Source organism: Variovorax paradoxus, assembly GCF_902712855.1.
In the GTDB taxonomy this organism is placed as follows: domain Bacteria; phylum Pseudomonadota; class Gammaproteobacteria; order Burkholderiales; family Burkholderiaceae_C; genus Variovorax; species Variovorax paradoxus_Q.
In genome coordinates, this window is sequence record NZ_LR743507.1 from 260140 (window position 1) to 285795 (window position 25656).

Annotated in this window: 27 protein-coding genes; 7 read left to right on the forward strand and 20 right to left on the reverse strand. The window is 69.5% G+C overall.

Annotated elements, in window-relative coordinates:
- Positions 1 to 16 precede the first annotated feature (16 nt).
- The 7 genes from AACL56_RS01270 to AACL56_RS01300 all read right to left on the reverse strand — a co-directional run bounded on the left by AACL56_RS01270 (position 17) and on the right by AACL56_RS01300 (position 6597).
- Positions 17 to 394, reverse strand: coding sequence for a DUF3597 domain-containing protein (locus AACL56_RS01270; protein ID WP_339088027.1), 378 nt, complete (start codon positions 392 to 394; stop codon positions 17 to 19).
- 189 nt (positions 395 to 583) lie between these two features.
- On the reverse strand, positions 584 to 1648 hold the full coding sequence (locus AACL56_RS01275; RefSeq protein ID WP_339088028.1) for a zinc ribbon domain-containing protein: 1065 nt from the start codon (positions 1646 to 1648) through the stop codon (positions 584 to 586).
- Positions 1649 to 1685: 37 nt separating this feature from the next.
- Positions 1686 to 2501, reverse strand: coding sequence for a DUF2145 domain-containing protein (locus tag AACL56_RS01280; RefSeq protein ID WP_425336970.1), 816 nt, complete (start codon positions 2499 to 2501; stop codon positions 1686 to 1688).
- Positions 2498 to 2956, reverse strand: coding sequence for a hypothetical protein (locus tag AACL56_RS01285; RefSeq protein WP_339088029.1), 459 nt, complete (start codon positions 2954 to 2956; stop codon positions 2498 to 2500). Before AACL56_RS01285 ends, AACL56_RS01280 begins: the two co-directional genes overlap by 4 nt.
- Before the next feature lie 26 nt (positions 2957 to 2982).
- The gene (locus tag AACL56_RS01290) at positions 2983 to 3486 is read right to left on the reverse strand and encodes a YiaA/YiaB family inner membrane protein (RefSeq protein WP_339088030.1); all 504 of its coding nucleotides are present in this window, start codon (positions 3484 to 3486) and stop codon (positions 2983 to 2985) included.
- Between the two features lie 116 nt (positions 3487 to 3602).
- Positions 3603 to 5555, reverse strand: a complete 1953-nt coding sequence (locus AACL56_RS01295; RefSeq protein ID WP_339088031.1) for an MFS transporter — start codon at positions 5553 to 5555, stop codon at positions 3603 to 3605.
- A 178-nt stretch (positions 5556 to 5733) separates the two neighbouring features.
- Positions 5734 to 6597, reverse strand: a complete 864-nt coding sequence (locus tag AACL56_RS01300; RefSeq protein WP_339088032.1) for a hypothetical protein — start codon at positions 6595 to 6597, stop codon at positions 5734 to 5736.
- A gap of 138 nt (positions 6598 to 6735) precedes the next feature.
- On the opposite strand from AACL56_RS01300, the gene AACL56_RS01305 reads away from it, so the two are divergent.
- A complete protein-coding gene (locus tag AACL56_RS01305) occupies positions 6736 to 7470 on the forward strand; it encodes a helix-turn-helix domain-containing protein (RefSeq protein WP_130427153.1) in 735 nt (244 codons plus the stop codon).
- Positions 7471 to 7648: 178 nt separating this feature from the next.
- Here AACL56_RS01305 and pyrF read toward each other — a convergent pair whose 3' ends face one another.
- From pyrF to AACL56_RS01335, 6 genes are read right to left on the reverse strand one after another with little or no spacing between them, the layout of a single operon-like run.
- On the reverse strand, positions 7649 to 8473 hold the full coding sequence (gene pyrF / locus AACL56_RS01310) for an orotidine-5'-phosphate decarboxylase (RefSeq protein ID WP_339088033.1): 825 nt from the start codon (positions 8471 to 8473) through the stop codon (positions 7649 to 7651).
- A 46-nt stretch (positions 8474 to 8519) separates the two neighbouring features.
- Complete coding sequence (locus AACL56_RS01315) at positions 8520 to 9335, reverse strand: uracil-DNA glycosylase (protein ID WP_339088034.1); 816 nt, start codon at positions 9333 to 9335, stop codon at positions 8520 to 8522.
- A complete protein-coding gene (rimI, locus tag AACL56_RS01320; RefSeq protein ID WP_339088035.1) occupies positions 9332 to 9874 on the reverse strand; it encodes a ribosomal protein S18-alanine N-acetyltransferase in 543 nt (180 codons plus the stop codon). Before rimI ends, AACL56_RS01315 begins: the two co-directional genes overlap by 4 nt.
- Before the next feature lie 16 nt (positions 9875 to 9890).
- Positions 9891 to 10592, reverse strand: a complete 702-nt coding sequence (gene tsaB / locus AACL56_RS01325; protein ID WP_339088036.1) for a tRNA (adenosine(37)-N6)-threonylcarbamoyltransferase complex dimerization subunit type 1 TsaB — start codon at positions 10590 to 10592, stop codon at positions 9891 to 9893.
- Positions 10585 to 11646: a DMT family transporter gene (locus tag AACL56_RS01330; RefSeq protein WP_339088037.1), complete on the reverse strand. Its 1062-nt coding sequence runs from the start codon at positions 11644 to 11646 to the stop codon at positions 10585 to 10587. Before AACL56_RS01330 ends, tsaB begins: the two co-directional genes overlap by 8 nt.
- Positions 11647 to 11693: 47 nt before the next feature.
- Complete coding sequence (locus AACL56_RS01335; RefSeq protein ID WP_339088038.1) at positions 11694 to 12479, reverse strand: DeoR/GlpR family DNA-binding transcription regulator; 786 nt, start codon at positions 12477 to 12479, stop codon at positions 11694 to 11696.
- 80 nt (positions 12480 to 12559) lie between these two features.
- Between AACL56_RS01335 and AACL56_RS01340 the strand changes: the two genes are divergently transcribed.
- The 3 genes from AACL56_RS01340 to AACL56_RS01350 all read left to right on the forward strand — a co-directional run bounded on the left by AACL56_RS01340 (position 12560) and on the right by AACL56_RS01350 (position 16365).
- Positions 12560 to 13171: a GDP-mannose pyrophosphatase gene (locus AACL56_RS01340; protein ID WP_339088039.1), complete on the forward strand. Its 612-nt coding sequence runs from the start codon at positions 12560 to 12562 to the stop codon at positions 13169 to 13171.
- A 7-nt stretch (positions 13172 to 13178) separates the two neighbouring features.
- Positions 13179 to 14609: a D-alanyl-D-alanine carboxypeptidase/D-alanyl-D-alanine endopeptidase gene (gene dacB, locus AACL56_RS01345; protein WP_339088040.1), complete on the forward strand. Its 1431-nt coding sequence runs from the start codon at positions 13179 to 13181 to the stop codon at positions 14607 to 14609.
- Positions 14610 to 14916: 307 nt separating this feature from the next.
- Positions 14917 to 16365 carry an alpha/beta hydrolase family protein gene (locus tag AACL56_RS01350; RefSeq protein WP_339088041.1) on the forward strand — a complete coding sequence of 483 codons (1449 nt, stop codon included), beginning with the start codon at positions 14917 to 14919 and terminating at the stop codon, positions 16363 to 16365.
- Positions 16366 to 16495: 130 nt separating this feature from the next.
- Here the strand turns inward: AACL56_RS01350 and AACL56_RS01355 are convergent, their stop codons facing one another.
- Genes AACL56_RS01355 through purE form a run of 3 tightly spaced genes read right to left on the reverse strand, consistent with a single transcriptional unit; the run spans position 16496 to position 19238 of the window.
- Entirely contained in the window at positions 16496 to 17497 is a 1002-nt protein-coding gene (locus AACL56_RS01355; RefSeq protein ID WP_339088042.1) for an L-threonylcarbamoyladenylate synthase, read from the reverse strand.
- Positions 17494 to 18690, reverse strand: coding sequence for a 5-(carboxyamino)imidazole ribonucleotide synthase (locus AACL56_RS01360; RefSeq protein WP_339088043.1), 1197 nt, complete (start codon positions 18688 to 18690; stop codon positions 17494 to 17496). The genes AACL56_RS01355 and AACL56_RS01360 overlap by 4 nt, the downstream gene beginning before the upstream one ends.
- Entirely contained in the window at positions 18687 to 19238 is a 552-nt protein-coding gene (gene purE, locus AACL56_RS01365; RefSeq protein WP_339088044.1) for a 5-(carboxyamino)imidazole ribonucleotide mutase, read from the reverse strand. The genes AACL56_RS01360 and purE overlap by 4 nt, the downstream gene beginning before the upstream one ends.
- A gap of 36 nt (positions 19239 to 19274) precedes the next feature.
- Between purE and AACL56_RS01370 the strand changes: the two genes are divergently transcribed.
- Positions 19275 to 20195 (forward strand): tetratricopeptide repeat protein, encoded by a 921-nt coding sequence (locus tag AACL56_RS01370; RefSeq protein WP_339088045.1) that lies wholly within the window; start codon positions 19275 to 19277, stop codon positions 20193 to 20195.
- Positions 20196 to 20348: 153 nt separating this feature from the next.
- Complete coding sequence (locus AACL56_RS01375) at positions 20349 to 20807, forward strand: META domain-containing protein (RefSeq protein ID WP_339088046.1); 459 nt, start codon at positions 20349 to 20351, stop codon at positions 20805 to 20807.
- 62 nt (positions 20808 to 20869) lie between these two features.
- On the opposite strand, the gene AACL56_RS01380 is transcribed toward AACL56_RS01375, so the two are convergent.
- The 4 genes from AACL56_RS01380 to AACL56_RS01395 all read right to left on the reverse strand — a co-directional run bounded on the left by AACL56_RS01380 (position 20870) and on the right by AACL56_RS01395 (position 24463).
- A complete protein-coding gene (locus AACL56_RS01380; RefSeq protein ID WP_339088047.1) occupies positions 20870 to 21775 on the reverse strand; it encodes a phosphoribosylaminoimidazolesuccinocarboxamide synthase in 906 nt (301 codons plus the stop codon).
- 106 nt (positions 21776 to 21881) lie between these two features.
- On the reverse strand, positions 21882 to 22946 hold the full coding sequence (gene fba / locus AACL56_RS01385) for a class II fructose-bisphosphate aldolase (RefSeq protein ID WP_339088048.1): 1065 nt from the start codon (positions 22944 to 22946) through the stop codon (positions 21882 to 21884).
- Positions 22947 to 23012: 66 nt separating this feature from the next.
- Positions 23013 to 23942: an alpha/beta hydrolase gene (locus AACL56_RS01390; protein ID WP_339088049.1), complete on the reverse strand. Its 930-nt coding sequence runs from the start codon at positions 23940 to 23942 to the stop codon at positions 23013 to 23015.
- A gap of 35 nt (positions 23943 to 23977) precedes the next feature.
- Positions 23978 to 24463: an Lrp/AsnC family transcriptional regulator gene (locus AACL56_RS01395; RefSeq protein WP_339088050.1), complete on the reverse strand. Its 486-nt coding sequence runs from the start codon at positions 24461 to 24463 to the stop codon at positions 23978 to 23980.
- A gap of 133 nt (positions 24464 to 24596) precedes the next feature.
- Between AACL56_RS01395 and AACL56_RS01400 the strand changes: the two genes are divergently transcribed.
- On the forward strand, positions 24597 to 25613 hold the full coding sequence (locus AACL56_RS01400) for a 1-aminocyclopropane-1-carboxylate deaminase (RefSeq protein ID WP_339088051.1): 1017 nt from the start codon (positions 24597 to 24599) through the stop codon (positions 25611 to 25613).
- The last annotated feature ends 43 nt before the right edge of the window (positions 25614 to 25656 follow it).

Below are 25656 nucleotides of genomic sequence, written 5' to 3' on the forward strand. Positions count from 1 at the left end.
CCTGGGGGGTGGGTGCTCAGTCGCGCAGTTCGGCGGGCAGGGTGCCGCCGTTGGCGGCGATGCGGCTCATGACCTGCTTGTGCAGGCCGATGTTCCATTCGGCCGAACCCGGTTCGCCGTTGCTGTAGAGGATCTCGTTGGCGAGTTCCTTGCGCGCGGCGAGGCTGCTGTCCAGGCCCAGCAACTTGAGCAGGTCGACGATGGAGGTGCGCCAGTTCAGGCCGGCGGCACCGGGCATCGCATCCAGGATGGCGGGCACGTCGCCCAGCGGGATCGAAGGCGGCGGCGCGACAGCGGCCGGTGCGCCCGGTGCAGCCGCCGGCGGTGCGGCGACGACTTCAGCGGCGTTGGCCGACGGAAAAATCTTGGAAAAAATCTTGCCGAAAAAGCTCATGGGAAATCCTCGTCGTGCGTGGATGGCAGGGCCGGGCGCTACGTGAGAGTGAACGCCGGCTGCGTGCGAAATGCAACGCAGACCGCGGTTCTAACACTTTGCGGCGACAGCATCGCCAAAGTCGCCGCGCGGCGCGCGGCATGCCCCGCCAGCGATGGAGAGGATGCACCGTGCCGGCGCCCCTCACGCTCAGGCCGGCGCGGTGCCACCATCGGGCCCCGCATGCGCCGGCGTGCCGCAGGCATGGCAGAACCTGGAGAACGCGTTCTTGCGCGTCTCGCACAGGCCGCAGTGGTCGAACAGCCCGATGCCGCAGTGCGGGCAGAAGTCGATCTCGCCATTCTTCAGGTCCACCGGGCGTTCGCAGCCGGGGCACACGCCCTTGCCCAGCCGCACCAGCGCGGTGTCGTAGCTGAGCTCCTCGCGCCGCACCTGGTCGGGTTGCTGCTCGGCCAGCTTCTGGCGTGCCAGGTAGCGGTTGAGCGCCAGGATCGCGTAGCGCCCGACGATCACCGTCATCACGATGCCCACCACATAGCGCACGTAGCCGCCGTAGCTCGGAAGGTAGGGCACCAGCTCCACGAAGAACGCGAACAGCGCGAAGAAGATGAAGCCCCACACGAACGGCCAGTACGTGCTCTTGCGCTTCCTGGCGAACAGCCATCCGGCCACCACAAGCAGCGGCAGCGTGAGTGCGAGCCGGTAGGCGAACACGCGCAGCTCGATGCGGCGGTATTCGGCCTCGAGCTTCTCCTGCGCGTCGCGCTCCAGATCGGCCAGCGCGATGCGTGCGCGCTGCTCGGCCTGGCGCGCATCGAGCATGATCTGCTGCTGCGCATTGACCCGGCGCTGCACGTCCTCCTCCTTCTGCTTGAAGGCATCGAGCGCCTTGGTGCGCGCGATGAGCTCGGGGTCCTGGTCGGGCAGCGCGGTGGCGCGGCGCGTGGCGAGCCAGTTGCCGAAGGTCTCGCGCGCGTTGGCATTGGCCTGCTGCGCGGCCTGCAGCTGCAGGCGGATCTGGTCGAGGTCGCGCGCCGCCTGCTGCTCGGTCGTCTCCGAAGCCTTGATGGTGGCGCGCAGCGGCTCGGCCGCGGGCTTGTCGATGAAGTCGTCCAGCACCCGCACGCGCTCGACCTGCGGCAGGTCGCTCACGATGGTGCTGCCGAGCCCGATCAGGAAGCTCGCGAACACCAGGGCCACGAGCCAGAGGCCGCGGCGGAACCATTTCTCGGACAGTCGCAGCGATTTGCTCATCACGTTTTCTCCTCGGTCTTTCCGGTTTCTTCTGTCTTCACTGGAGCTTCAGCGTCACCGGCGCCGCACCGAGGCCGGCGCGAGGCAGCCAGGCGAACACCGAGTCGACGGTGACCGTCTCGATGCGGTCGCTGAAGCGCTTGTCGTTCGGATGGTCGTCGAAGGCCACGTTGGCCGAGCCCACGCGCCCGCCCAGCCGCGTGAGCGGCCCGAGCCGGAGCGTGGTCGGCTCGTAGCCCTTGAACTGCAGCCACGCCTGCGCCTGCGCGCGGTTGCCGATGGTGGCCGGCTCCATCGCGGCGGCCAGGGTCTCGATGGCCCACTGGTTCGACTGCTGGTACTTCTGTCCCCATGCATAGCTCACGATGCTGTAGGGCGCCGCGTGCAGCCGCACGAGACGCCCGGGAGGCCCGGAGAGCTCGGCCATCAGTTGCGCCTGCACGGCCGGCGCGGGCACGACCCACGCGGCCTCGTAGCGCCACAGGTCGTCGAGGAAGAACTCGCCCAGCCCCTGGCGGTAGATGTCGGCCACCGCGGTGCCGCACTGGTTGAGCTTGTGCACCACGCGCCAGGGGCCGGCGTCGGTCTTGTAGGCCAGCCCCAGGTGCGAGTAGCGCAGGCCGTACTTGCCCAGGTCCTGCCCGGCGCGCGCCAGGATCACCACGCGCGCGCCGCTGGCGTCCAGCGCCTGCGAGGTGCGCTCGGCCAGCTCCATGCCCCTGGCGACGAGCGCGGGCGTGGGCCTGGCCTGTTCGCAGGAGCGGCCCGCCTGTGCCTGCACCGGCAGCAGGGCCGCCGCGGCAGCGATGGCGAACGCGGCGAAGGTGGCCGACAGCGCCCGCGCGTGGCTCACGACAGCCTCTCGTTGTGGAGCAGTGCGCGGCCGAGGGCGTTGGGCACGAAAGCCAGCACCTCGCCCGCGGCCGAGAGCACCACGCCAGAGCCGATCACGCCCACGACGACGCTGGTGCCCACTGCATTCGACACGCCGCGCGCGGCGCGCCCGGCCACCTTGACGCTGGCACGGGCGCCGTCCGACGCCCGTTCGAGCACGTACACCGTGCCGTCGGCCGAGGCTTCGACCGCAACCACGGTGAGCGTCGAGCCGGCCGTCGACAGCGCGGCGGGCACGGCGACGGCCGCCGTGGCCGAGGCACCGACCGCCGATGCGCCCACCACCACCGACGCGATGGGCATCATCGACAGGGCCGCCGAGGCGTCGCTCTGTGCCTGGGCCTGCAGGGGGGCCGCGACGCCGGAGAAAGCGGTGCAGGCGGCGAGAAGGACGGCGGCAATGGATTTCTTCATGATGGTCACTCCTTGTTCGGGCACGTTCATTCGGTGGCGGCAACAGCGGCAGTGGCCGCTTCGGCACGGGTCATGCGGCGGCCCTGCAGGCGGGCCTCGGCCATGTCGGCCTCGTGGCGGTCGCGCAGCGTCTTGGCCAGCGTGAAGGCCGAGCTGATGAGGAACAGCCAGCTCACGCCCAGGAAGGCCTTGTAGGTGTCGTTGATCTCCATGCGCACGAGGCCCCAGGCGGTCAGGCCCATGGCGGTGAAGAAGCTGCCCCAGACCACCAGGCGCCACATCGGCACGTCGCGGCCGGTACCGACGGTGGCCTGCTCGCCGTCGCGGATGAACTTGGACAGCATGAACGCGGTGCTCAGGCAGAACACGTAGCCCATCACCATGAACGCCCGGTCCAGCGCCTCGCCCGGCAGCCAGCTCAAGCCGGTGGCGCACAGGAAGACGGCGATCGCGAACGATGCCCAGGTCTGGAACTGCCAGGCCCGCGTGTCGCGATGGATGGAAACGGTCGTGGATGAAAGGGGTTGCATGTGTGCCTCGCGGCGTAGTGAAGGTGAGCGAATGATGGTTCGCTCCCGCACCGCGGGGCTTGAATGCTTGCACCGGTGGCGGCCGACTGCGCCACCGGTATCTCGAGACGGTACTTTTACGCGGCGAGCAGGCGGCTCACGCGCTGGCGCAGCGCGTCGGGCTGCACCTCGGCCGGCGGCACGGCATTGCCGACGTTGAGGCCGACGCGGCTGTAGAAGCCGCGGCGGAAGGGCTTGGCCATGGCCACGTTCTGACCGCCGCGCAGTTCGATGCGGCTGAAGTACGAGCCCCACAGGTTGGTCAGCGCCATCGGGATCACCGGCGGCTCGAGGCCTTCGGCACGCGCGCTCTCGAGGATCTTCATCACGCCGCCCTTGAAGGGCTGCAGCTCGCCGTCGCGGGTGATGGCGCCCTCGGGGAAGATAGCCAGCAAGTCGCCCTCGCGCAGCACCTCCAGCGCCTTGGCGAAGGCGGCCTCGTAGGCGGCCGGGTCGTCCTTCTGCGAGGCGATCGGAATCGCCTTGGCCAGCCTGAACAACCAGCCGAGCACCGGCACCTTGAAGATGCGGTGGTCCATGATGAAGCGGATGGGCCGCGGGCTCGCGGCCATCAGCAGCACCGCGTCGATGAAGCTCACGTGGTTGCACACCAGCACGGCCGCGCCCTCGGTGGGAATGTGCTCGTCGCCCTTGATGTCGAAGCGGTAGACGAAGCGCGACAGCACCCAGGCCACGAAGCGCAGCAGGTACTCGGGCACCAGCATGAAGATGTAGAACGCCACCACCGCGTTGGCGATGCCGGTGAACAGGAAGATCTGCGGAATGGTGAAGCCCGCACCCAGCAGCGCGCCGGCGATCACCGAGCTGCCGATCATGAAGAGCGCGTTGAGGATGTTGTTGGCCGCGATGATCCGCGCGCGGTGCGTGGGCTGGCTGCGCAGCTGGATCAGCGCGTACATCGGCACGCTGTAGAGACCGGCGAACAGCGACAGCAGCGCCAGGTCGGCCATCACGCGCCAGTGCGCGCCCTGGTGCACGAACGCACCGATGCCCATCTCGGGCACGGGCGCGAGGCCGCGCGAGGCGAAGTACAGGTCGATGGCGAACACGCTCATGCCGATGGCGCCCAGCGGCACCAGGCCGATCTCGACCTGCCGGCGGCTCAGGGTCTCGCACAGCAGCGAGCCCACGCCGATGCCCACCGAGAACACCACCAGCAGCAGCGAGGCGACCTGCTCGTTGCCGTGCAGCACTTCCTTGGCGAAGCTGGGGAACTGGCTGAGGAACACCGCGCCGAAGAACCACATCCACGAGATGCCCAGCAGCGAGCGGAACACCACCACGTTGCCGTGCGCGAGCTTCAGGTTGCGCCAGGTCTCGCTGATCGGGTTCCAGTTGATGACCAGTGCGGGGTCGGTGGCTGGCGCCTGCGGAATGGCCTGCGCCACGCCGCGGCCCACCAGCGCCAGCAGCACGCAGGCCACCGCCACGCTCATGTGCCCGACCTGCGGCAGCGCCACCAGCAACCCGCCGGCCACCTGGCCGAGCAGGATGGCCACGAAGGTGCCCATCTCGACCATGCCGTTGCCGCCGGTGAGCTCGCGCGCGTCGAGCACCTGCGGCAGGTAGGCGAACTTGACCGGCCCGAACAGCGTGGAGTGCAGCCCCATGAGGAACACGCAGCCCAGCAGCACCACCGCGTCGGCCCGCACGAAGCCCCAGGCGGCCAGCACCATGATGGCGATCTCGAGATTCTTGACGAAGCGGATGATCTTCGTCTTGTCGAACTTGTCGGTGAGCTGCCCGGCCGTGGCCGAGAACAGCAGGAACGGCAGGATGAACAGCGCCCCGATCACCAGCCCCGCCATGGACGGCGACATCCAGCTCAGCTGGAGCTGGTAGGTCACCATCACCGTGAAGGCGAACTTGAAGAGGTTGTCGTTCGCGGCGCCCGCGAACTGGGTCCAGAAGAATGGCGCGAAGCGCCGCTGCTTCAAGAGGGCGAACTGGTTGGCATGGGCGTTCGCTTCGTGGGCCACGGGGGTGGCGGCAGCGGCGGGGGTTGTCATTCGAAGGAAGCTCCTCTGGAGGTTTTCTGCTGCGCCACGTGCGTTCGAAATCGGGTAGCCGCCATCCACTTTTCGTCAGGGAACACCGCGGAACCGGCTTTGCCGGGCCGCTGGTGTTGCCCCCTCGAAGGAGGTTGGCGCAGCGACACGAAATGCGCGAAGCCTGGGGGTGGTCCGTTCATGCTGCCACGGCGGCGGCGCCCGGATTGTGCCGCAGCGCGGCCTGCCAGTGCAGTTCCAGCTTGCGCAGCGCGAACACCACGGGCAGCCCCGCCAGCGATGCCGTGAGGTGCTTGAGCGAGTGGCCCGAGATGGTGTGCTGCGTCAGCTCGTAGATCGGCTGGTCGGCCAGCTCGAACCCCTTGGCCGCCACGTAGAAGAAGATCACCCAGCCCAGCTTGAGGCCGACCGACTTGCGCATCGGGGTGGACAGCGCCAGCGTCAGCACCAGCGCCATGCCGCCGAACTGCACCAGCGCCCAGGGCATGACGTTGCCGGTTTCCTGGAACACTTCTGCCGACAGCAGCCCCGCGGTCAGCACGAACCAGGCGGCCGGCCAGCCGGCGCGCTGGCTCACCCGCTCGCACACCGCCACGCCGATCAGGCCGGCGAACGCCACCGCCATGCCGGCGCGGTCTGCGGCGAGGCGGGGACCGTCGGGCAGCAGGTGGTAAAAGGCCGATCCCGCGGCGGTGGCGATCAGGCCGGCGAAGAACAGCCATGCGCAGTCGAGCGTGTTGTCGGGCGGGTCGCTGGCCGGCGGCGCCAGCGGGAACACCGACAGCGCCTGCTGGTGCGAGCGGTCGATGCGGTTGAGCCGGTACAGGCCCCACAGGCCGATCAGCAGGAACGGGATGTTGCTGAGCACGTCCATGGCGTTCGGCAGGCCGTGCCAGGCACGGTCGTCGGCGAACACCGAGGCGATGGCGACGTCGGCGGCCGGCAGGTCGGGCCCCAGGAAGGCGATCAGCAGGAGCAGCGCGAAGGTGAAGAGCAGCCCGCGTTCGCGGCGGCTGAGACGGCTGGCGGATGGCAGGAACATGGCGGTCCTCGGTGGGGTGGGTGACGAGCCGCGGATTCTGGTTGCCAGCCCTCCTGTAGGCATCGAGAATCGATACGAGGTACTAATTCACACCTTTCGGTATCTTTTTTCAATACCCTTCGCCCGACCTGCACCCTCATGAGCACCACCGTCGACCTTGTCCAAGCCCTCAAGAACGAACTGAAAAGCGCCCGCATGACCTACGCCGATCTGGCCCGGTCGCTCGACATGGCCGAGTCCAGCGTGAAGCGGATGCTGGCCAAGAGCGACATGCCGCTGTCGCGGGTGGACGCCATCTGCCGGGCGCTGAAGATCGACTTCGCCGAACTGGCCCGCCGCGTGGCCGACGCCCAGCCGCTGCTGAAGGAGCTGACGCACGAGCAGGAAAAGGCCGTGGTCAAGGACAAGAAGCTGCTGCTGGTGGCCATCAGCGTGCTGAGCCAGTGGACGCTGGAGCAGATCGTGGCCGCCTACCGCATCAGCGAGGCCGAGTGCATCGGCTGCCTGGCGCAGCTGGACCGCATCGGCATCATCGAGCTGCGCCCGCTGAACCGGTATCGCCTGAAGCTCGCCAAGACCTTCCGCTGGCGGCCGCACGGCCCGGTCATGGAGTTCTTCCGCGAGAACGTGGTGCTCGACTACTACCGCGGCGGCTTCGACGGCCCGGCCGAAGGGCTGCTGCTGGTGCACGGCTCGATCAGCCGGTCGCTGGCGCCGGCCTTTCTGGAGCGCCTGCAGCGCGTGGCGCAGGACTTCGCGCAGCAGCACCAGACCGACCAGAAGCTGTCGGCCAAGGACCGCGAGGGCTACACGCTGCTGCTGGGCATGCGCAACTGGGAGTTCGAGCTGTTCACGCGCCTGCGCAGGGGTTGATTGCTCGCCCCCAGGCTGCGCGGCACTTCGTGTCCGCTTCTCCTTCCCCCTACCGGGGGCAACACCTAAGGCCCGGCGAAGCCGGTTCCTCGGTGTTTCTGGCTCGCACCAGGCTGCGCTCACTGCGTGTCGCTTCGCCCCCCCTGCGGAGGCAGCACCTGCGACCCGGCGAAGCCGTTCAGGGCTTGGCGGCTTCGAGGGCGTCGCGTGTGGTTCTGGCGGCGGTTTTTGCGGCTTCGGCGAAGTCGTCGCCTGACGAGGCGTAGATGATCGCGCGCGACGAGTTGACGATGATCGGCGCGTCGGGGCGCCAGCCGGCACGCACGGTGGCGACGGCGTCGCCGCCCTGGGCACCGACGCCGGGGATCAGCAGCGGCACGGTGGGCGCGAGCGCGCGCACGCGCTCGATTTCGGCCGGATAGGTCGCGCCGACCACCAGGCCGAGCTGGCCGTTGAGGTTCCAGGGGCCCTGCGCGAGTCTGGCGACGTGTTCGTACAGGAAGGGCTGGCCGTCGACGTCCGCCAGGCGCTGGCCCTGCAGGTCGGAACCGCCGGGGTTGCTGGTGCGGCACAGCAGGAAGGCGCCCTTGCCCTCGTGCTTGAGGTAGGGCGCGACCGAGTCGAATCCCATGAAGGGCGAGAGCGTGACAGCGTCGGCGCCATAGCGCTCGAAGGCTTCCAGCGCGTACTGCTCGGCGGTGGAGCCGATGTCGCCGCGCTTGGCGTCGAGGATGGTGGGCACGTGGGGCGCGTTGCGGCGCATGTGCTCCATGAGCTGCTCGAGCTGGGCCTCGGCGCGGTGCGCGGCGAAGTACGCGATCTGCGGCTTGAAGGCGATGACGAGGTCGGCGGTCGCGTCGACGATGCGGGCGCAGAAATCGAAGATGCGGCTGGCGTCGCCCTTGAATTGCCCCGGGAATTTGGCTGGTTCGGGATCGAGCCCCACGCAGAGCAACGAACCGTTTTTTTGCTGTGCGGCAGCCAGCTTGTCGAGGAAAGTCATGGGGCGGGATTTTAGGCGGGCCGCCCCGCCCCCCTGTTTCAGGCGGTCAGCCCGGCGTGGGCGTGTGCTGCTCGGCGGCCAGGCAGAGATCGGCCCAGGCGCGCGCCTTGTCGGCCGGATTGCGCAGCAGGTAGGCCGGGTGGTACGTGGCCACCGCCGGCACGCCGCCGGCCTCGGCCAGCGGCACGGCGCGGCCACGCAGCTTGCCCAGCGGGTCGCCGCTCTGCATCAGGCTTTGCGCGGCCAGCGGGCCCATGGCCAGCACCACGCGCGGGGCGAGCGCCGCGGCGTGTTCGCCGAAGGCGTCGGGCATCGGACGCGGGCTGCCGGGCTGGCCGGCTGCCACGCCGCGGTGGGTCCGCAGCAGGTGCACGGGCGTCCTGCCGTCGTGCAGCTTGAGGGCGCGCAGCATGTTGTCGAGCAGCCGGCCGGCGTCGCCGGAGAAAGGCTCGCCGTGGCGGCCGTCGGCCTCGGGCGGCATGTCGGCGACGACGAGCCAGCCGCCCTGCAGGTTCGTGTCGGTGGCCGCATCGGCGTAAAGACGAACGGGATCGTCGACCAGCACCGCTGCGCCGTGCGACAGCGGCGAAGCCGCGCTGCGGGGCGCGGGCGCCGCCACGCGCGGGGGGGCCGCGGGAGCAGGCGCAGGCACGGCGGCCGGCATCTCGGCCTCGATCCGGTCGTTCACTCGCTCCGTGTCTTCGCGCGGCGCTGTCTTTTCTGCAGCGGGCGGCGCTTCGGCCGCAGCCTCGGCCTGCGCGGCCTGCGCCGCCTCGGGCACCGGCCACCAGACCTTCACGCCCATTTCGTCGAGCATCGCGCGCTGGCGGGCGTCGAGTTTCAAAGTCTGCACCGCGCTCATCGCAAGGCTCCCCAGGCGGTGCCTGTTTCGTTCAATCTCAGGCTCATGACCACGGCGTCCTCGCGCTTGTTGTCGTGCGCCGGGTAGTAACCCTTGCGCACGCCGACGCTGCGGAAACCCTGGCGCAGGTAGATGTCCAGCGCACGCTGGTTGCTCTGGCGCACCTCGAGCCACAGCCATTGCGCGCCCTCGGCGCGCGACCAGCCGCCCAGCGCCTCGAGCATGAGCGGCGCCCAGCCCTGGCGCTGGAAAGCCGGCGCGACGGTGATGTTCAGCAGATGGACCTCGTCGACGCCCTTCATGGCGACGAAGTAGCCGATCAGCGTTTCGCCCAGCTCGGTGACCGGCGACACCACGCCCGGCGCGGGGCCCGGCGCCAGCAGGCACTGGCAGTGGTAGCCCACGGCCATGGAATCGGTGAAGTTGGCGCGCGTCCAGGGGTGGCTGTAGGCCGTCTGCTCGACCGCGCAGACCGCGTCGATCCGCTCGACGGTGAGCGGCTCGAGGCGGGCTTCGATGGGCTGGAGGACGGCGCTCATGCGGCAGCGGGACGATTCAGGTGGCGGAAGCCGCGGCGGCTGCCTTGATGGCGGCGCGCTCTTCCGTGGTTTGCGCCACTTTATCGCGAACGTAGAGCGGCCAGGCCTGCGCCGCGGGCACGGTCCGGCCGGCGGCGAGCAGCGCCGGGGCCAGCCGCAGCATCGCGGCGGCGGTCGGCAGCACCTCGTGGCGCGCGCCGGCCGCGGCCAGGCGCGGGCCGTAGGCGGCGAAGGCATTGCCCGCGAGTGCCCAGCCGGCGGGCACCTCGAGGGCCTCGGGCGCCAGCAGCAGGGGCTCGTCGTCGCCACCGAGCGGGCCGTGGGCGGCGAAGTCGTAGCGCGCGGCGTAGATCTGGTCCATGCGCGCGTCGAGCACGGCCACCACCTGTTGCGCACCGGCCACGTGGCGTGCCTCCTCGGCCACAGCCAGCAGGGTGTCGACCGGCAGCAGCGGCACGTCGGCGCCGAAGGCCAGTCCCTGCGCCACCGAGCAGGCCGTGCGCAGGCCGGTGAACGAGCCCGGCCCGCGGCCGAAGACGATGGCGTCGAGGTCGGCCAGCGCGAGCCCCGCATCGCGCAGCAGTTGCTGAATGAGCGGCAGCAGCGTGGACGAGGCCTGGGCGCCGCCCTCGCCGTGGTGGGCGAGCAGCTGCTCGCCGTGGCGCACCGCCACCGACAGGTGCTCGGTGCTCGTATCGAAGGCCAGCAGCTTAGACATTGTTGGGGCGCCCCATGACGGGCGCGGAAGAAGAGGCAGGGGACGCAGAAGGTGCGGGCGCCGTGCGCGCGGCGGTCTTCTGCACGCCGAACAGGATGCCGGCCGTGACCAGCAGCAGCCCGGCGACGAGGTTCCAGTAAAGAGGCTCGCCCAGCCAGATCACTGCGCCGAAGGCCGACAGGCCGGGCACCAGCGCCGTGATCATGGTGGTGCGCACCGGGCCGAAGTGCTGGACCATCCGGGTGAAGGTGATGCCCGAGATCACGACCGAGCCGCCACCCTGGAAGGCCATCTGGAACGCCACCTCGCGCCACGGCGCGGTGCCCAGGTGGCTCGCCACCTGGCCGCCGGCCACGAGCAGGGCGTACACCGGCACGTAGGTCATCAGCGCGAACACGGTGATGGCGATGGTCGCGCGCACCGCGTCGAGGCCGTGGCGGCGCGCCACCACGCTGTAGCAGGCCCAGCAGAAGGCGGCCGTCATGAAGAGCAGGTCGCCCTTCCATACCTCGCCACCCTCGAAGGCGTGCAGCAGGCTGCGCCCGCCGACCACGAGATCGCCCGCGACGATCATCGCCAGGCCGAGCGCACGCATCGGCGTGATGCGGTCGCGCAGCACCAGTGCGGCCAGCAGCGTGGTCCACAGCGGCAGGCTGCCGGGCATCAGCACGGAGGCATGGCCGGCCGGCGCGAAGAAGAAGCCGCTGTAGGCGGCCATGGCGTAGGCCACGCCGCCGAAGATGCCTGCGGCCGCGGTGACGCGCAGCGACAGCGGCGAGAGGCCGAAGAAGGAGGACACCGAGGACACCGCCGCGCCGGCCCGGCCTTGCGCCGCCGCGCGGCGGTCCTTCATGACCAGCCACGCGCCCCACGGCACCAGCACCAGGCTGGCGCCGCAGATGCGCGCACAGGCGAGGTCGAACGGGGTGAGCGAGCGGCCGGCCGATGCGCGCGCGATGACGATGAAGGCGGTCCACACCAGCACCGTGACCACGGCCGCGCCGATGCCGAGCATGCGGGGGGACAGGAAGGGCGTCGGGGGCGCGGCGGGCATCCGGGCATTATCGAGGGCCGGCACCGGCCGCGCCGGCGGTGGGCGAATCAGCCGCCGGCCTTGTCCGCGCCGTCCGGTCCTGCCCGCAGGATCGCCGGTCCGGCCTTGCGCAGCGGCGCCAGCGCCTGGGCCGGCGCGTCGGGCGACACCAGCAGGCTCGCCGCCGCGCCCACCGGGTTGACCATCCAGGCCGAGGCCGCGCCCAGCTTCTCGGACGACGCCAGCACCACCGTCTCGGCCGCCGCGGCCATCAGCGCACGCTTGATCTCGGCCTCTTCCATGTCGCCGGTGGTGAGCCCGGCTTCGGCATGGACGCCGGTGACGCCCATGAAGTAAGTGTCGGCATGGATGCGCGCGATGGCCGCCATGGCCGCCGCGCCGACCGCCACCATCGAATGCTTGAAGAGACGCCCGCCGATCAGCACGACCTCGACGGCCGCGTGCGATACCAGCTCGGCCGCGACCGGCGGGCTGTGCGTGACCACCGTGGCCCGCAGGTTCTTGGGCAGGTGGCGCGCGAGCTGCACGGCGGTGGTGCCGCCGTCGATGAACACCACCTGGCCCGGCCTCACCAGGCGGGCGGCGGCGCGGCCGATGGCCACCTTCTCGTCGGGCACGAGCTGCTGGCGGCCCGCCAGGTCGGCTTCGGCCGCCGCGACCGGCAGTGCGCCGCCGTGCACGCGCTGAAGCAGGCCCTCGGCCGCCAGTTCGCGCAGGTCGCGGCGGATGGTGTCTTCCGAGAGGCCGAGTTCGTCGCTGAGCGCTTTCGCCACGACATGGCCGTCGCGCTGGAGGACCGACAGGATGTGCTGCTTGCGCTGGCGGGTGAGCATCGGGCAATGGTATCGGTGACGACGCGCAGTTGCACGAATTTTCTTGTTATTGCATGAATATGCACATATGCTCGTCACCCATGACCTTGCAGGACCGCGTCCGGGTGCACGAAGTCACCCTGCTTTCCGACCACTGGTACACGCTGCGTACCACCGCCTTCGACTGGCGGCGCAACGACGGCCAATGGCAGCGCATGCACCGCGAAACCTACGACCGCGGCAACGGCGCCACGCTGCTGGCCTACAACCTCACGCAACGCACCGTGCTGCTGACGCGGCAGTTCCGCTACCCGGCCTTCGTCAACGGCCATGACGACCTGATGATCGAGGCCGCGGCCGGCCTGCTGGACGACGCGGCGCCCGAGCAGCGCATCCGCGCCGAGGTCGAGGAAGAGCTGGGCTATCGGCTCGGCGCGGTGCAGAAGGTGTTCGAGTGCTTCATGAGCCCGGGCTCCGTCACCGAGAAGCTGCATTTCTTCATCGCGCCCTACGAGCCCTCGATGCGCATCGGCGCGGGCGGCGGCCTGGCCGAGGAAGGCGAGGACATCGAGGTGCTCGAGCTCGGCATCGACGAGGCGCTGGCCATGGTGGCAGACGGACACATCGCCGACGCCAAGACGGTGATGCTGCTGTACCACGCGCGGCTGCGCGTGTTCGCACCGTCGTTCCCCGCGCAGCCCGCGTCGGGATAATGGCCGGATGCCCTTTGCCTTCCGCCGCGCCGCCTGCGCATTGACTCTCTCGACGCTGGCTTCGGCCGGCGCCTTCGCCCAGCAAGCTCTCCAGGCCCTCCCTCCCCAGGTCGACGCCGCCCTCGCCCGCGCCAAGGTGCCGCGCGATTCGGTCACCATGCTGGTGGCCGAGGCCGACGGCACGCGCCAGCCGCGCCTGGCCTGGCGCACGCAGGTGCCGGTGAACCCGGCGTCGATCATGAAGCTGGTCACCACCTACGCGGCGCTCGACATGCTCGGCGCCGCCTACAGCTGGACCACGCCGGTGTACGTCGAGGGCACCGTGAACAACGGCGTGCTCAACGGCAACCTGTACATCAAGGGCCAGGGCGACCCCAAGCTGGTGCTGGAGCGCATGTGGCTGCTGCTGCGCCACGTGCAGGGGCTCGGCATCACCACCGTGAGCGGCGACATCGTGATCGACCGCAGCGCCTTCGAGACCACGGTCGAGAGCGACCCCGGCGCCTTCGACGGCGAGCCGCTGCGCCCCTACAACGCCTCGCCCGACGCGCTGCTGGTGAACTTCAAGTCGGTCAACATGAGCTTTGCGCCCGACCGCGCCGGCCAGATCGCGCGCGTGAGCTACGAGCCCCCGCTGGCCAGCGTGGCGATGCCGCAGACGGTGCCGCTGGTGCCCGGCGAATGCGGCGACTGGCGCACCTCGCTGCGTGCCGACTTCACCGACGTGAACCGCATCCGCTTCAACGGCGGCCTGCCCGCCAGCTGCGGCGAGAAGAGCTGGGCCGTGGCCTACGGCGACCCGCGCACCTACGCCATGCGTGCCATCGGTGGCATGTGGGCAGAGATGGGCGGACGCGTCGGCGGCCAGATGCGCGAGGGGCGCGTGCCGGCCGAGCTGAAGCCGGCGTTCGAGTTCGAGTCGCCGCCGCTGGCCGAGGTGATCCGCGACATCAACAAGTACAGCAACAACGTGATGGCGCAGCAGGTGTTCCTCACGATCGGGCTGGCGCAGAAGAACCGCGGCACCTTCGAGGCCTCGCGCACGGCGATGGGCCAATGGTGGCGCGAGCGTATCGGCACGGGCGAGGCGCAGCCGGTGTTCGAGAACGGGTCGGGCCTGTCGCGCGACGAGCGCATCAGCGCGGCCGCGCTCGGCCGGATGCTGCAGGTCGCGTGGCGTTCGCCGGTCATGCCGGAGCTGATGTCCTCCCTGCCCGCCATGGGCGTGGACGGCACGCTCAAGCGGCGCGCGCTGCGCTCGGGCGGCTCTGCCCATCTGAAGACGGGCACGCTGCGCGACGCGGCGGGCGTGGCCGGCTTCGTGGATGGCGCGAGCGGCCGGCGCTACGTGGTGGTGGCCATCGCCAACGGCGAGAACGCGGTCGCGGCGCGCGCGGCCCTCGACGCACTGGTCGACTGGGCCTCGCAGGACAACTGAACGGCCTCGCGCGGTGCCGGGGCCTCCTGCCCGGCGCGTTCTGTAGGCGAACTGCCATTGCGCGGGGCTGTGCGGCTGAACAGAATCGGACGCTCGTTCGATTCCAGTTTCATCCACACGCAGGAGACAACCCCGTGCAGAAAACAAGGATTCCCTTCGCCCCGCTCGCCCGCATCGCCTCGCCGGCGCGGCTGAAACAGCTGGCGGCCCTCGCGGGCACCACGGCGCTGCTCGCGGCCTGCGGCGGCGGTGGCGGCGGAGGGGTGGCGGCATCGGAATCGGGATCGGAACAGGCTTTCCGCCGCCCGTGGCCGACACCGGACGCGGCTCGGTCGTCACCAATCCGCCGGAACAGACGGCCAAGCTCTCGGCCGACCAGTTCAACGCCAGCCTGCAGGCCACCGCGCAGGGCAAGACGCTGCTGCAGATTGCCGGTGCGCCCAAGTGCGGTGTCGAGGTGCGAGCGCTCGAGTACCGCACCATCGGCGCGAAGAACGAGGCCACCAACGCCACCGCCGCGATCATGGTGCCCTCGGGCAGCGACGTGGCCTGCAGCGGCCAGCGGCCGGTGGTGCTGTACGCGCACGGCACCACCGCGGCGCGCAGCTACAACCTCGCGAAGTGGACCGACAGTGCCCAGGCGGCCGCCGGCGAGGGCCTGATGATCGCGGCCATGTTCGCGGCACAGGGCTACATCGTGGTGGCGCCCAACTACGCGGGCTACGACAAGTCGACGCTGCCCTACCACCCCTACCTGGACGGCGACCAGCAGGGCAAGGACATGGTCGACGCGCTCACCGCGGCACGCAAGACCTTCTCGGGCATCGGCGCGAACGACGCCGGTTCGCTGTTCATCACCGGCTATTCGCAGGGCGGCTACGTGGCCATGGCGGCGCACCGCGAGATGCAGGCCACCGGCAAGACGGTGACGGCATCGGCGCCGCTGTCGGCGCCCTCTGCCATCAGCCTGCTGACCGACTACACCTACCAGGGCTGGCCGGCGCTGGGCGCCACGCTGTTCGTGCCGCTGCTGTCGACCAGCTGGCAGCAGCAGTTCGGCAATGTCTACAACGCGACCACCGACATCTACGAAACCCAGTACGCCAGCGGCATCGACACGCTGCTGCCGAGCCTCACGCCCGACACGCTGTTCACCTCGGGCAAGCTGCCGCAGCTGGCGCTGTTCCCGGCGAACGCCACGCCGGGGCCGATCAACGCCCAGCTCGCGATCTTCTACGGCGACAACAACCTGATCCGCCAGAGCTTCCTGACGCAGGCGGCGGGCGACATCCAGTCGAACCCCTGCCCCGGCAATGCGCTGCCACCGACCGCGGCGTCGCTGGGCTCCGCCACGCCGCTGAACTGCACGCCATCCACGGGCTTCCGCAAGGCGGCCGTGGCGAACGACCTGCGCAACTGGGTGCCGGCCCGGCCGATGCTGATGTGCGGCGGCGCCAACGACCCGACGGTGAACTTCGTCAGCACCCGCGCCACCGCCGGCTACTTCCGCGCCAAGGGCGTGCAGGCCGCCGCGCTGACGGTGGTGGACCTGGAGGATTCCGCCGCGATCGACGCCTATTCGGCCGCACGCGCCGGCTTCGCGCAGGCCAAGTCGCTGCTGGCGCAGAACACCCCGGGCAGCGCGACCGACAAGGCCCAGGCGGTCACGCTGGCGTACCACGGCACGCTCGCGCCGCCGTTCTGCCTGGCTTCCGCGCGCGGCTTCTTCCAGGGCGTGTTGGCGGCAGGCGGCTGAACAATGCAATAAGCGAAGGCCAGCCCCTTCCAGCAGCCAGCACTACCGCGGAACCGGCTTTGCCGGGCCGCCGGTATTGCCCCCTGCAAGGGGGTTGGCGCAGCGACACGAAGTGCGCGAAGCCTGGGGGTCAGGCCATCGATGCGCGCTGCAGCCGGTCTTTCACGCCTTCCCATTCGGGCGTGTCCGGCGGCGTCTCGACCCAGATCAGCTTGACGCCCTGCGCGTCGAACTCGCGCAGCACCGCAAAGAGCTGCTGCGCGGTCGCCGCGGCATCGTCGGGCATGCGGCGCAGCAGCAGGCGCTGCGAGCGGCTGCGCATCGCGGCGCGGGTCCACACCGCGATGTGCGCGGCGTTGGCGCCGAGCACGTCGAGGCCGGTCTGGATCGCCTTGGCGTCCATCAGCCGCACCTTGGCGTCGGGCGCGTAGTGCGCCTCCAGCGTGCCCGAGGCGCGCGGGTCGGGCGTTTCGAGCACTTCACGGTCGGCGAGCTTCTCGCCGCAGGCGGCCTCGACCTGTGCGCGCGTGATCGCGCCGGGCCGCAGCAGCACCGGGGCACCGCGGCTGCAGTCGACGATGGTCGACTCGATGCCCACCTCGCTGGCACCGCCGTCGAGCACCGGGATCGTGTCGCCGAACTCGTCCTGCACGTGCTGCGCCGTGGTCGGGCTCACGCGGCCGAAGCGGTTGGCGCTGGGCCCCGCGACGCCGGGCACGCCCTGCTCGGCGCATGCCTGCAGCAGCGCCTGCGCCACCGGATGCGACGGGCAGCGCAGGCCGATGGTGTCCTGCCCGCCGGCGGCCGCCGCGCCCACGCCGGGCTGGCGCGTGACGATCAGGGTGAGCGGGCCGGGCCAGAAGGCCTGCACCAGCTTCTGGGCGAACGGCGGCAGCGGCTGCGCGAAGCGCGACAGCGCCTCGGTGCCCTTGATGCCGGCGGCCACGTGCACGATCAGCGGATGGTCCGCTGGCCGGCCCTTGGCCTCGAAGATGCCGGCCACGGCGGTGTCGCTGGTGGCGTCGGCGCCCAGGCCGTAGACCGTCTCGGTCGGAAAGGCGACCAGCCCGCCCGCGCGCAGCAGGCGCGCCGCCTCGGCAATGCCTTCGGGCGAACGGCCGTCCAGGATCATGCGACGTCGGCGGTGGTCACCGCCGGCAGGCCCAGCAGCAGCGCCGCCTGCGATGCGGTGGCACGCACCGCTTCGAGCGTGGCGCCGGTGAAGGTCAGGTGGCCCATCTTGCGGGCGCGCCGCGGCTCCATCTTTCCGTAGAGGTGCAAATGGGCGCCGGGCAGCGCGAGCACCTCGCTCCAGCGCGGCGTGACGGGCTTGTCGGCGCCTTCCTGGAACCACAGGTCGCCCAGCAGGTTGAGCATGATCGCGGGGCTGTGCTGGCGCGGCGCGGCCAGCGGCAGGCCGGCCAGGGTGCGCACCTGCAGCTCGAACTGCGACACGTCGCAGGCTTCCATGGTGTAGTGGCCGCTGTTGTGCGGACGCGGCGCCATCTCGTTGACCACCAGCGAACCGTCGGCCAGCGCGAAGAATTCGACGCACAGCACGCCGACGTAGCCCAGGCCGTTGGCGATGCTCTTCGCCGAGTTGACCGCGCCCTGCGCCACCGTCTTGGGCATGTTCTGCGGATGCACCTCGGTCACGGCCAGGATGCCGTCGCGATGCAGGTTGCGCTGCGGCGGAAAGTGCACCACCTGGCCGTCGCGGCCGCGCGCCAGGATCACCGAGCACTCGAATTCGAGCGGCAGCATCTTCTCGAGCACGCAGGGCACGCAGCCGGTGGCCTGCCAGGCCTCGACCAGTTCGGCGCGCGTCTTCACGCGCTGCTGGCCCTTGCCGTCGTAGCCCAGGCGCGCGGTCTTCAGGATGCCGGGCAGCAGGCTGTCGTCGACGGCGGCGAGTTGCGCCGCGGTCTCGATGGCGGCATAGGGCGCGCAGGGCACGCCGCAGCGCGTGAAGTGGGCCTTCTCGGCGATGCGGTCCTGCGCGATGGCGATGGCCGGGGCGGCGGGCGACACCGGACGGGCCACGGCCAGATGCTCCAGCGACGGCGCGGGCACGTTCTCGAACTCGGTGGTCACCGCGTCGGCCAGGCCGGCCAGCCGGGCGAGGCCGTCGACGTCGCTGTAGTCGGTGTGGATGTGGTGGTGGCTCACCCGGCCGGCGGGGCTGTCGGCGTCGGGGTCGAGCACCGCCGTGAAATAGCCCATGCGCTGGGCGGCGTGGACGAACATGCGCCCCAGTTGGCCGCCACCGAGCACGCCGAGCGTGGCGCCCGGAAGGATGGGCAGGTCGGCATTGTTGCTGCTCACAGGGCACCTCCGCCTTGCGGCGAGAAAGGAGACACAGGGGCGGCCTCGCCCGCGGGGGCCGGCGGCAGGGTCATGGCTTCGGCGGCGGCGGTCTGCGCCGTGCGGAAGGCGTCGAGCTTCGCGCGCAGCGCCGGGTCGTTCACCGCCAGCATCGACACCGCGAACAGCGCCGCGTTGGCCGCGCCGGCGTTGCCGATGGCAAAGGTGGCCACCGGCACGCCCTTGGGCATCTGCACGATGCTGTAGAGGGAATCGACGCCCTGCAGATGCCGGCTGGCCACCGGCACGCCGAGCACCGGCACCGTGGTCTTCGAGGCCAGCATGCCCGGCAGGTGGGCCGCGCCGCCCGCGCCCGCGATGATCGCGGTGAGCCTGCGCCCGGCTGCGCTTTCGGCATACGCAAAGAGGGCATCGGGCATCCGGTGGGCCGAGACCACCTTTGCTTCGTGGCTGATTCCGAATTGCTGGAGAATCTCGACCGCGTTGCGCATCGTCTCCCAATCGGAGCTCGAGCCCATCACTACACCGACCTGAATGGTTTCGTTCATGGTTTCAATTTTACGTTTCACCCTCAGTTGGTTCCGATGATCGACATCACTCTCGAAAATTTCCAGGCCGAACTGATCGAAGGCTCCGTCGGCACACCCGTGCTGCTGGACATCTGGGCCGAATGGTGCGGCCCCTGCAAGCAGCTCGGGCCGGTGCTCGAAAAGCTCGAGGTCGAGTACGCCGGACGCTTCACGCTGGCCAAGCTCGACGCCGACAAGGTGCCGCAGATCTCGTCGCAGCTGTCCGAGATGTTCGGCGTGCGCAGCATCCCGTTCTGCGTGATGTTCAAGGACGGCCAGCCGGTGGACGGCTTCGTCGGCGCCATTCCGGCCGAGAAGATCCGCGAATTCCTCGACAAGCACGTGCCCGGCGCCGACGAGGCCGAGGCCGCTGCCCAGGAAGAAGCCGCGCAGGAGGCGCTGGCCGGCGGCGACACGCAAGGTGCGCTCGAGAAGCTGCAGCATGCCGTAGCCACCGACCCGGCCAACGACGACGCCTGCTTCGACTACGTCAAGCTGCTGCTGCAGGAAGGCCGCATCGACGACGCCAAGGTCGCCTTTGCGCCGGTGATCGCCAAGACCACGCTGGTGCGCCGCTTCGATGCACTGCAGCGCTGGATGGACGCTATCGATTTCGCAGCGCCTCCCGCAGGTGCGGCGCCCGCACTGGCCGATTTCGACAGCAGGATCACCGCCAACAAGCGCGATTTCGACGCCCGTTTCGGCCGCGCCCGCCTGCTGATGGCGGCGCAGCGCTGGACGGACGCGATGGACGAGCTGCTCGACATCCTGATGCGCGACAAGACCTGGAGCGAGGACCTCGCCCGCAAGACCTACATCGCGATCCTCGACGTGATCGAGCCGCCGAAGGTGAAGGTGGCCGACGGGCAGATCCCGCCGGACGATCCGGTCGTGGCCACCTACCGCCGCCGGCTCAGCAGCGTGGTGCTGAGCTGACCGGCCGCAAAGCGGCCTGCACACCGAAAGCGACCTGCGGGTCGCTTTTTTCATGGCCGTCGCCCGCGCGCGGCGCGGCATTGGCGAGCCACGCGCCGTCGAATACGATCACGCCCGATTCAACTTGTTGCAGATTGAAAAGGAAGACCGGCCATGCGTTCCTTCGCCCGCCTTGCCCGCCCCGCCCGCCGGACCGCGCTGCCCGTATTCGCCGCCCTGCTGGGCGCGCTGCTGGCAGCCTGCGGAAGCGGCATCAGCCTCGACGAGCCGATCGAAGGCCCGGCCTGGCGCCTCGTCCAGCTGGGCGACGAGCCCATCGCACCGGGCAGCGACGCACAGCTGCAGTTCGACCGCAGCAGCGGCCGCGTGAGCGGCTCGGGCGGCTGCAACCGCATCTCGGGCACCTTCACGCGCAGCGGCAGCACGCTGAAGATCGGCCAGATGGCCTCGACCCGCATGGCCTGCCTCGACCCCACGCGCGGCGCCAACGAAGCGCAGTTCATCGCCGCGCTGCAGAGCACGGCCAGCTACAGCCTGGCCGGACCGGGCCGGCTGGCGCTGCTGGATGCGCGCGGGCGCACCGTGGCGCTGCTGAACAGCGGCGGCCGCTGAAACGCAAAAGACCGGCCTCGGCCGGTCTTTTGCTGTGTTCGGAGAACAGAGTCGCCGGGCGATCAGCCCGTGAGCCGTTCCAGTGCCTCGCGGTACTTGGCGGCCGTCTTCTCTATGACTTCCGCCGGCAGGCGCGGCGCCGGCGGCGTCTTGTCCCAGGGCTTGCCGTTGATCTTGGTGGCCTCGAGCCAGTCGCGCACGAACTGCTTGTCGTAGCTCGGCGGGTTGGTGCCGGCGGCCAGTGCGGCTTCGTAGCCTTCGACCGGCCAGTAGCGCGAGCTGTCGGGCGTGAGCACCTCGTCCATCAGCACCAGCGTGCCGGCCTCGTCGAGGCCGAATTCGAACTTGGTGTCGGCAATGATCATTCCCTTGGCCAGCGCGATCTGCGCGGCGGTTTCGTAGATGGCGATGCTGGTCTCGCGGATCTGCTGCGCCAGCTTGGGGCCGACGATTTCCACCACGCGCTCGTAGCTGATGTTCTCGTCGTGCTCGCCGGCGGCGGCCTTGGCCGCGGGGGTGAAGATCGGGCGCGGCAGCTTGCTGGCGTTGGTGAGGCCTTCGGGCAGCGGCACGCCGCAGACCGAACGGCTTTCCTGGTATTCCTTCCAGCCGCTGCCGGCGAGGTAGCCGCGCACCACCGCTTCCACCGGAATCGGCTTCAGGCGCTTGACCAGCATCGAACGTCCGGTGACCTGCGGCACTTCGGCCTCGGTGACCGCGCTCTCGGGCGCGTCGCCGGTCAGGTGATTGGGGCAGATCTGGCCGAGGCGGTCGAACCACCAGAGCGCCATCTTCGTGAGGATCTCGCCCTTGCCGGGAATGGGCTCGCCCATGATCACGTCGAAGGCGCTGAGCCGGTCGCTCGCGACCATCAGGATGCGGTCTTCGCCGACGGCGTAGTTGTCGCGCACCTTGCCGCGCGCAAGCAGGGGCAGGCTCTGGATGGAGGAGGTGTGGACGGTGGTCATGGGGCTGGTGCGGTGGAAAACAGGGGAGACGGAATGACGGTGAAAGCGGATTGTGCGCGCAGAAAAAAGCCACCGCGAACGGTGGCCTTCGAATCGCCCGGGTGTGTCAGATCACGGCCTGTGCCAGTTCGCCCTTGGCGTACTTGGCCGCGACCACCTGCAGGGTGTCGCCCTTGATCTTCGGGCCCTGGCCTTCGCAGCCGAACTCGATGTAGCGCTGCTTGCAGATCTGCTTGGCGGCTTCGCGCGCGGGCTTGAGCCATTCGCGGGCGTCGAACTTCTCGGGGTTCTCGGCCATGAACTTGCGCACCGCGCCGGTCATCGCCAGGCGGATGTCGGTGTCGATGTTGATCTTGCGCACGCCGTACTTGATGGCTTCCTGGATTTCCTCGACGGGCACACCGTAGGTTTCCTTCATGTTGCCGCCGTACTTGCGGATGATTTCCAGCAGGTCCTGCGGCACCGACGACGAGCCGTGCATCACCAGGTGGGTGTTGGGCAGGCGGGCGTGGATTTCCTTCACGCGCTGGATCGACAGGATGTCGCCGGTGGGCTTGCGGGTGAACTTGTAGGCACCGTGGCTGGTGCCGATGGCGATGGCCAGCGCGTCGAGCTGCGTGGCCTTCACGAACTGGGCGGCTTCCTCGGGGTCGGTCAGCAGCGCGGAGTGGTCGAGCACGCCTTCGGCGCCGATGCCATCCTCCTCGCCGGCCATGCCGGTCTCGAGCGAACCCAGGCAGCCCAGTTCGCCTTCGACGGTCACGCCGACCTTGTGCGCCAGCTGCACGACCTTGCGCGTCACGTCGATGTTGTAGTCGAACGAAGCGGGGGTCTTGCCGTCTTCGTGCAGCGAGCCGTCCATCATCACGGACGAAAAGCCCAGGTCGATGGCGCCCTGGCAGATGGCGGGGCTCTGGCCGTGATCCTGGTGCATGACCAGCGGGATGTTCGGGTACTGCTCGATGGCGGCCTGGATCAGGTGCTTGATGAAGGCTTCGCCTGCGTACTTGCGGGCACCTGCGCTGGCTTGCAGGATGACGGGGGCGCCGGTTTCCTTGGCGGCCTCCATGACGGCCTGGACCTGTTCGAGGTTGTTGACGTTGAAGGCCGGGATGCCGTAGCCATTGGCTGCGGCATGGTCGAGCAGTTCGCGCATCGAGACGAGTGCCATGGAGAAATACCTCGCGGGAATTGGGGAAAGAAGAAGGCGGAAAGACGAGAGAAAACTACCGCAATTCTACCGAGGGCCCTTGTCGGACTGCACTGACGTCAACCCGATGAAGTCCAGGACCGGCGGCAGCACCGGGCCGCCCAGCCACTGGATGGGCTTGGCGAACGCACCGATCAGCGTCACGTGGCTCAGGTTGTCGAACAGTTTCACATCCACCGGCACGCCGGCTTCGCGCAGCGCGGCGGCCATCCGGCCGGTGTTGCGGTCGGGATAGACGAGCTTGTCCTTCGACGCCGCCATGAGCAGGGCCCGTGGCGACGCCGCCGACGCATGCGCCAGCGGCTGCGAGTCGCGCGGCGTGTCCGGCCAGTTGAACGCGGCCTGCGCCTGCGGGTCGCCGATGGGCAGGAAGTCGTAGGGGCCGGCCAGGCCGATCCAGCCCGCGAGCTGCCTGGGGCTGGCCCCCACCTCGCCGAGCCAGCGATCGTCCAGCGCCACCATGGCGGCGTTGTAGCCGCCCGAGCTGTGCCCCATCACGTAGACCTGCTTCGGGTCGGCACCGAGCTGCGCGGCGTGGTCGAGCGCCCACTTGACGGCCAGCGCGCTGTCGCGCACGAACACCGGGTAGGTGAAGGCCGGCGACAGGCCGTAGTCGGGCACCACCACCACCGCGCCGCGCGCGGCCAGCGCCTCGCCGACGAACTTGTAGCTTGCACGGTCGCCGTTCGTCCAGGTGCCGCCGAAGAAGAACACCACCAGCGGGCGCGCCCCCGTCGCCGGCACGGTGGACGGCAGCGGCTGGTACACGTCGAGCACCTGGCGCGGCGCCTTGCCGTAGGCCAGGCCGCCCTGGAACCGGTAGGTGTCGCCGGGCACCAGCCCGTTGAGCACCTTGACCGGCGAGCAGGCCGACAGCACGGCGGCGGCGCCGATCGAGACGGCGGTGACGAAAACGCCGCGGCGCTGCCGCAGCGAAGCAAAAAAGGGAAAGGTCATCGCACCAGTACGCACGCACGCGCGCCGCGGTTTCGTCAGATGGGAAGCTGCGTGGTCGACAGCACCTGCTTGAGCACGACGAAGGTGCGGATCTGCCGCACGCCCGGCAAGTACAGCAGCTGCTCGGCGTGCAGGCGGTTGAAACTGTCGTTGTCGCGCGTGCGCACGAGCATGAAGTAGTCGAACTCGCCCGTGACCACATGGCACTCGAGGCAACCCGAGACCTTCTGCGCCGCCTTCTCGAAATCGGCGAAGGAGTCGGGCGTGGAGCGGTCGAGCACCACGCCGATCATCACGAGCATGCCGAGTTCGAGCGCGTCGGGGTCGAGCAGCGCGACCATGCCCTTGATGAGCCCCGCCTCCTTGAGCCGCTCCACGCGCCGCAGGCAGGCGGCTGCGCTCAGGTTCACCCTGGCTGCCAGCGCGACGTTGGAGAGCGACGCATCGCGCTGCAGGGTACGCAGGATGGCGCGGTCGGTGCGATCGAGCTCCAGAGGAGAACGCAATTTTGTTGTGCTCATGCCTGCTTTATCGGCTCAAAAGATTTCGTTCCGGTCATCGTGCCTTTTTTTAGTCGATGAATCCAGCGAACTTCGCAAGCACGTTGCGAGCCCTTCTTCCTACGATTCAAGGCTTCAACCTCCTGGAGCCGCCATGAACCTGAAGAAGTTTCCCCGCCACGCACTGACCTTCGGCCCCACGCCGATCCATCCGCTGAAGCGTTTGAGCGCCCACCTCGGCGGCAAGGTCGAGCTTTACGCCAAGCGCGAGGACTGCAACAGCGGCCTGGCCTTCGGCGGCAACAAGACGCGAAAGCTCGAATACCTGATTCCCGAGGCGCTCGAAGGCGGCTACGACACGCTGGTCTCGATCGGCGGCATCCAGTCGAACCAGACCCGACAAGTCGCCGCAGTGGCCGCGCACCTCGGGCTGAAGTGCGTGCTGGTGCAGGAGAACTGGGTCAACTACTCCGACGCGGTGTACGACCGGGTCGGCAACATCGAGATGTCGCGCATCCTCGGCGCCGACGTGCGGCTGGACGCCGCCGGCTTCGACATCGGCATCCGCAAGAGCTGGGAAGAAGCCATGAGCGACGTGCGCAAGGCCGGCGGCAAACCGTTTCCGATTCCAGCGGGCTGCTCCGAGCATCCGCGCGGGGGCCTGGGTTTCGTCGGCTTCGCCGAGGAAGTGCGCCAGCAGGAGGCCGCGCTCGGCTTCAGGTTCGACTACATCGTCGTCTGCTCGGTCACCGGCAGCACGCAGGCCGGCATGGTCGTGGGCTTCGCGGACGACGGCCGGGCCGATCGCGTGATCGGCATCGACGCCTCGGCCAAGCCGCAGCAGACCTTCGAGCAGATCGTGCGCATCGCGAAGAACACGGCCGAACTCGTCGAACTGGGCCGCGACATCACCGACAAGGACGTGGTGCTCGACCGCCGCTTCGGCGGCCCCGAGTACGGGCTGCCGAACGACGGCACGCTGGAAGCCATCCGCCTGTGCGCACGCTTCGAAGGCATGCTGACCGACCCCGTGTACGAAGGCAAGTCGATGCACGGGATGATCGAGAAGGTGCGGCTCGGCGAATTTCCGGCCGGCTCGAAAGTGCTTTATGCGCACCTGGGCGGCGTACCCGCCCTCAATGCCTACAGCTTCCTATTCCGCAACGGCTAGAAATAGGCAACCCCCAGGCTTCGCGCACTTCGTGTCGCTACGC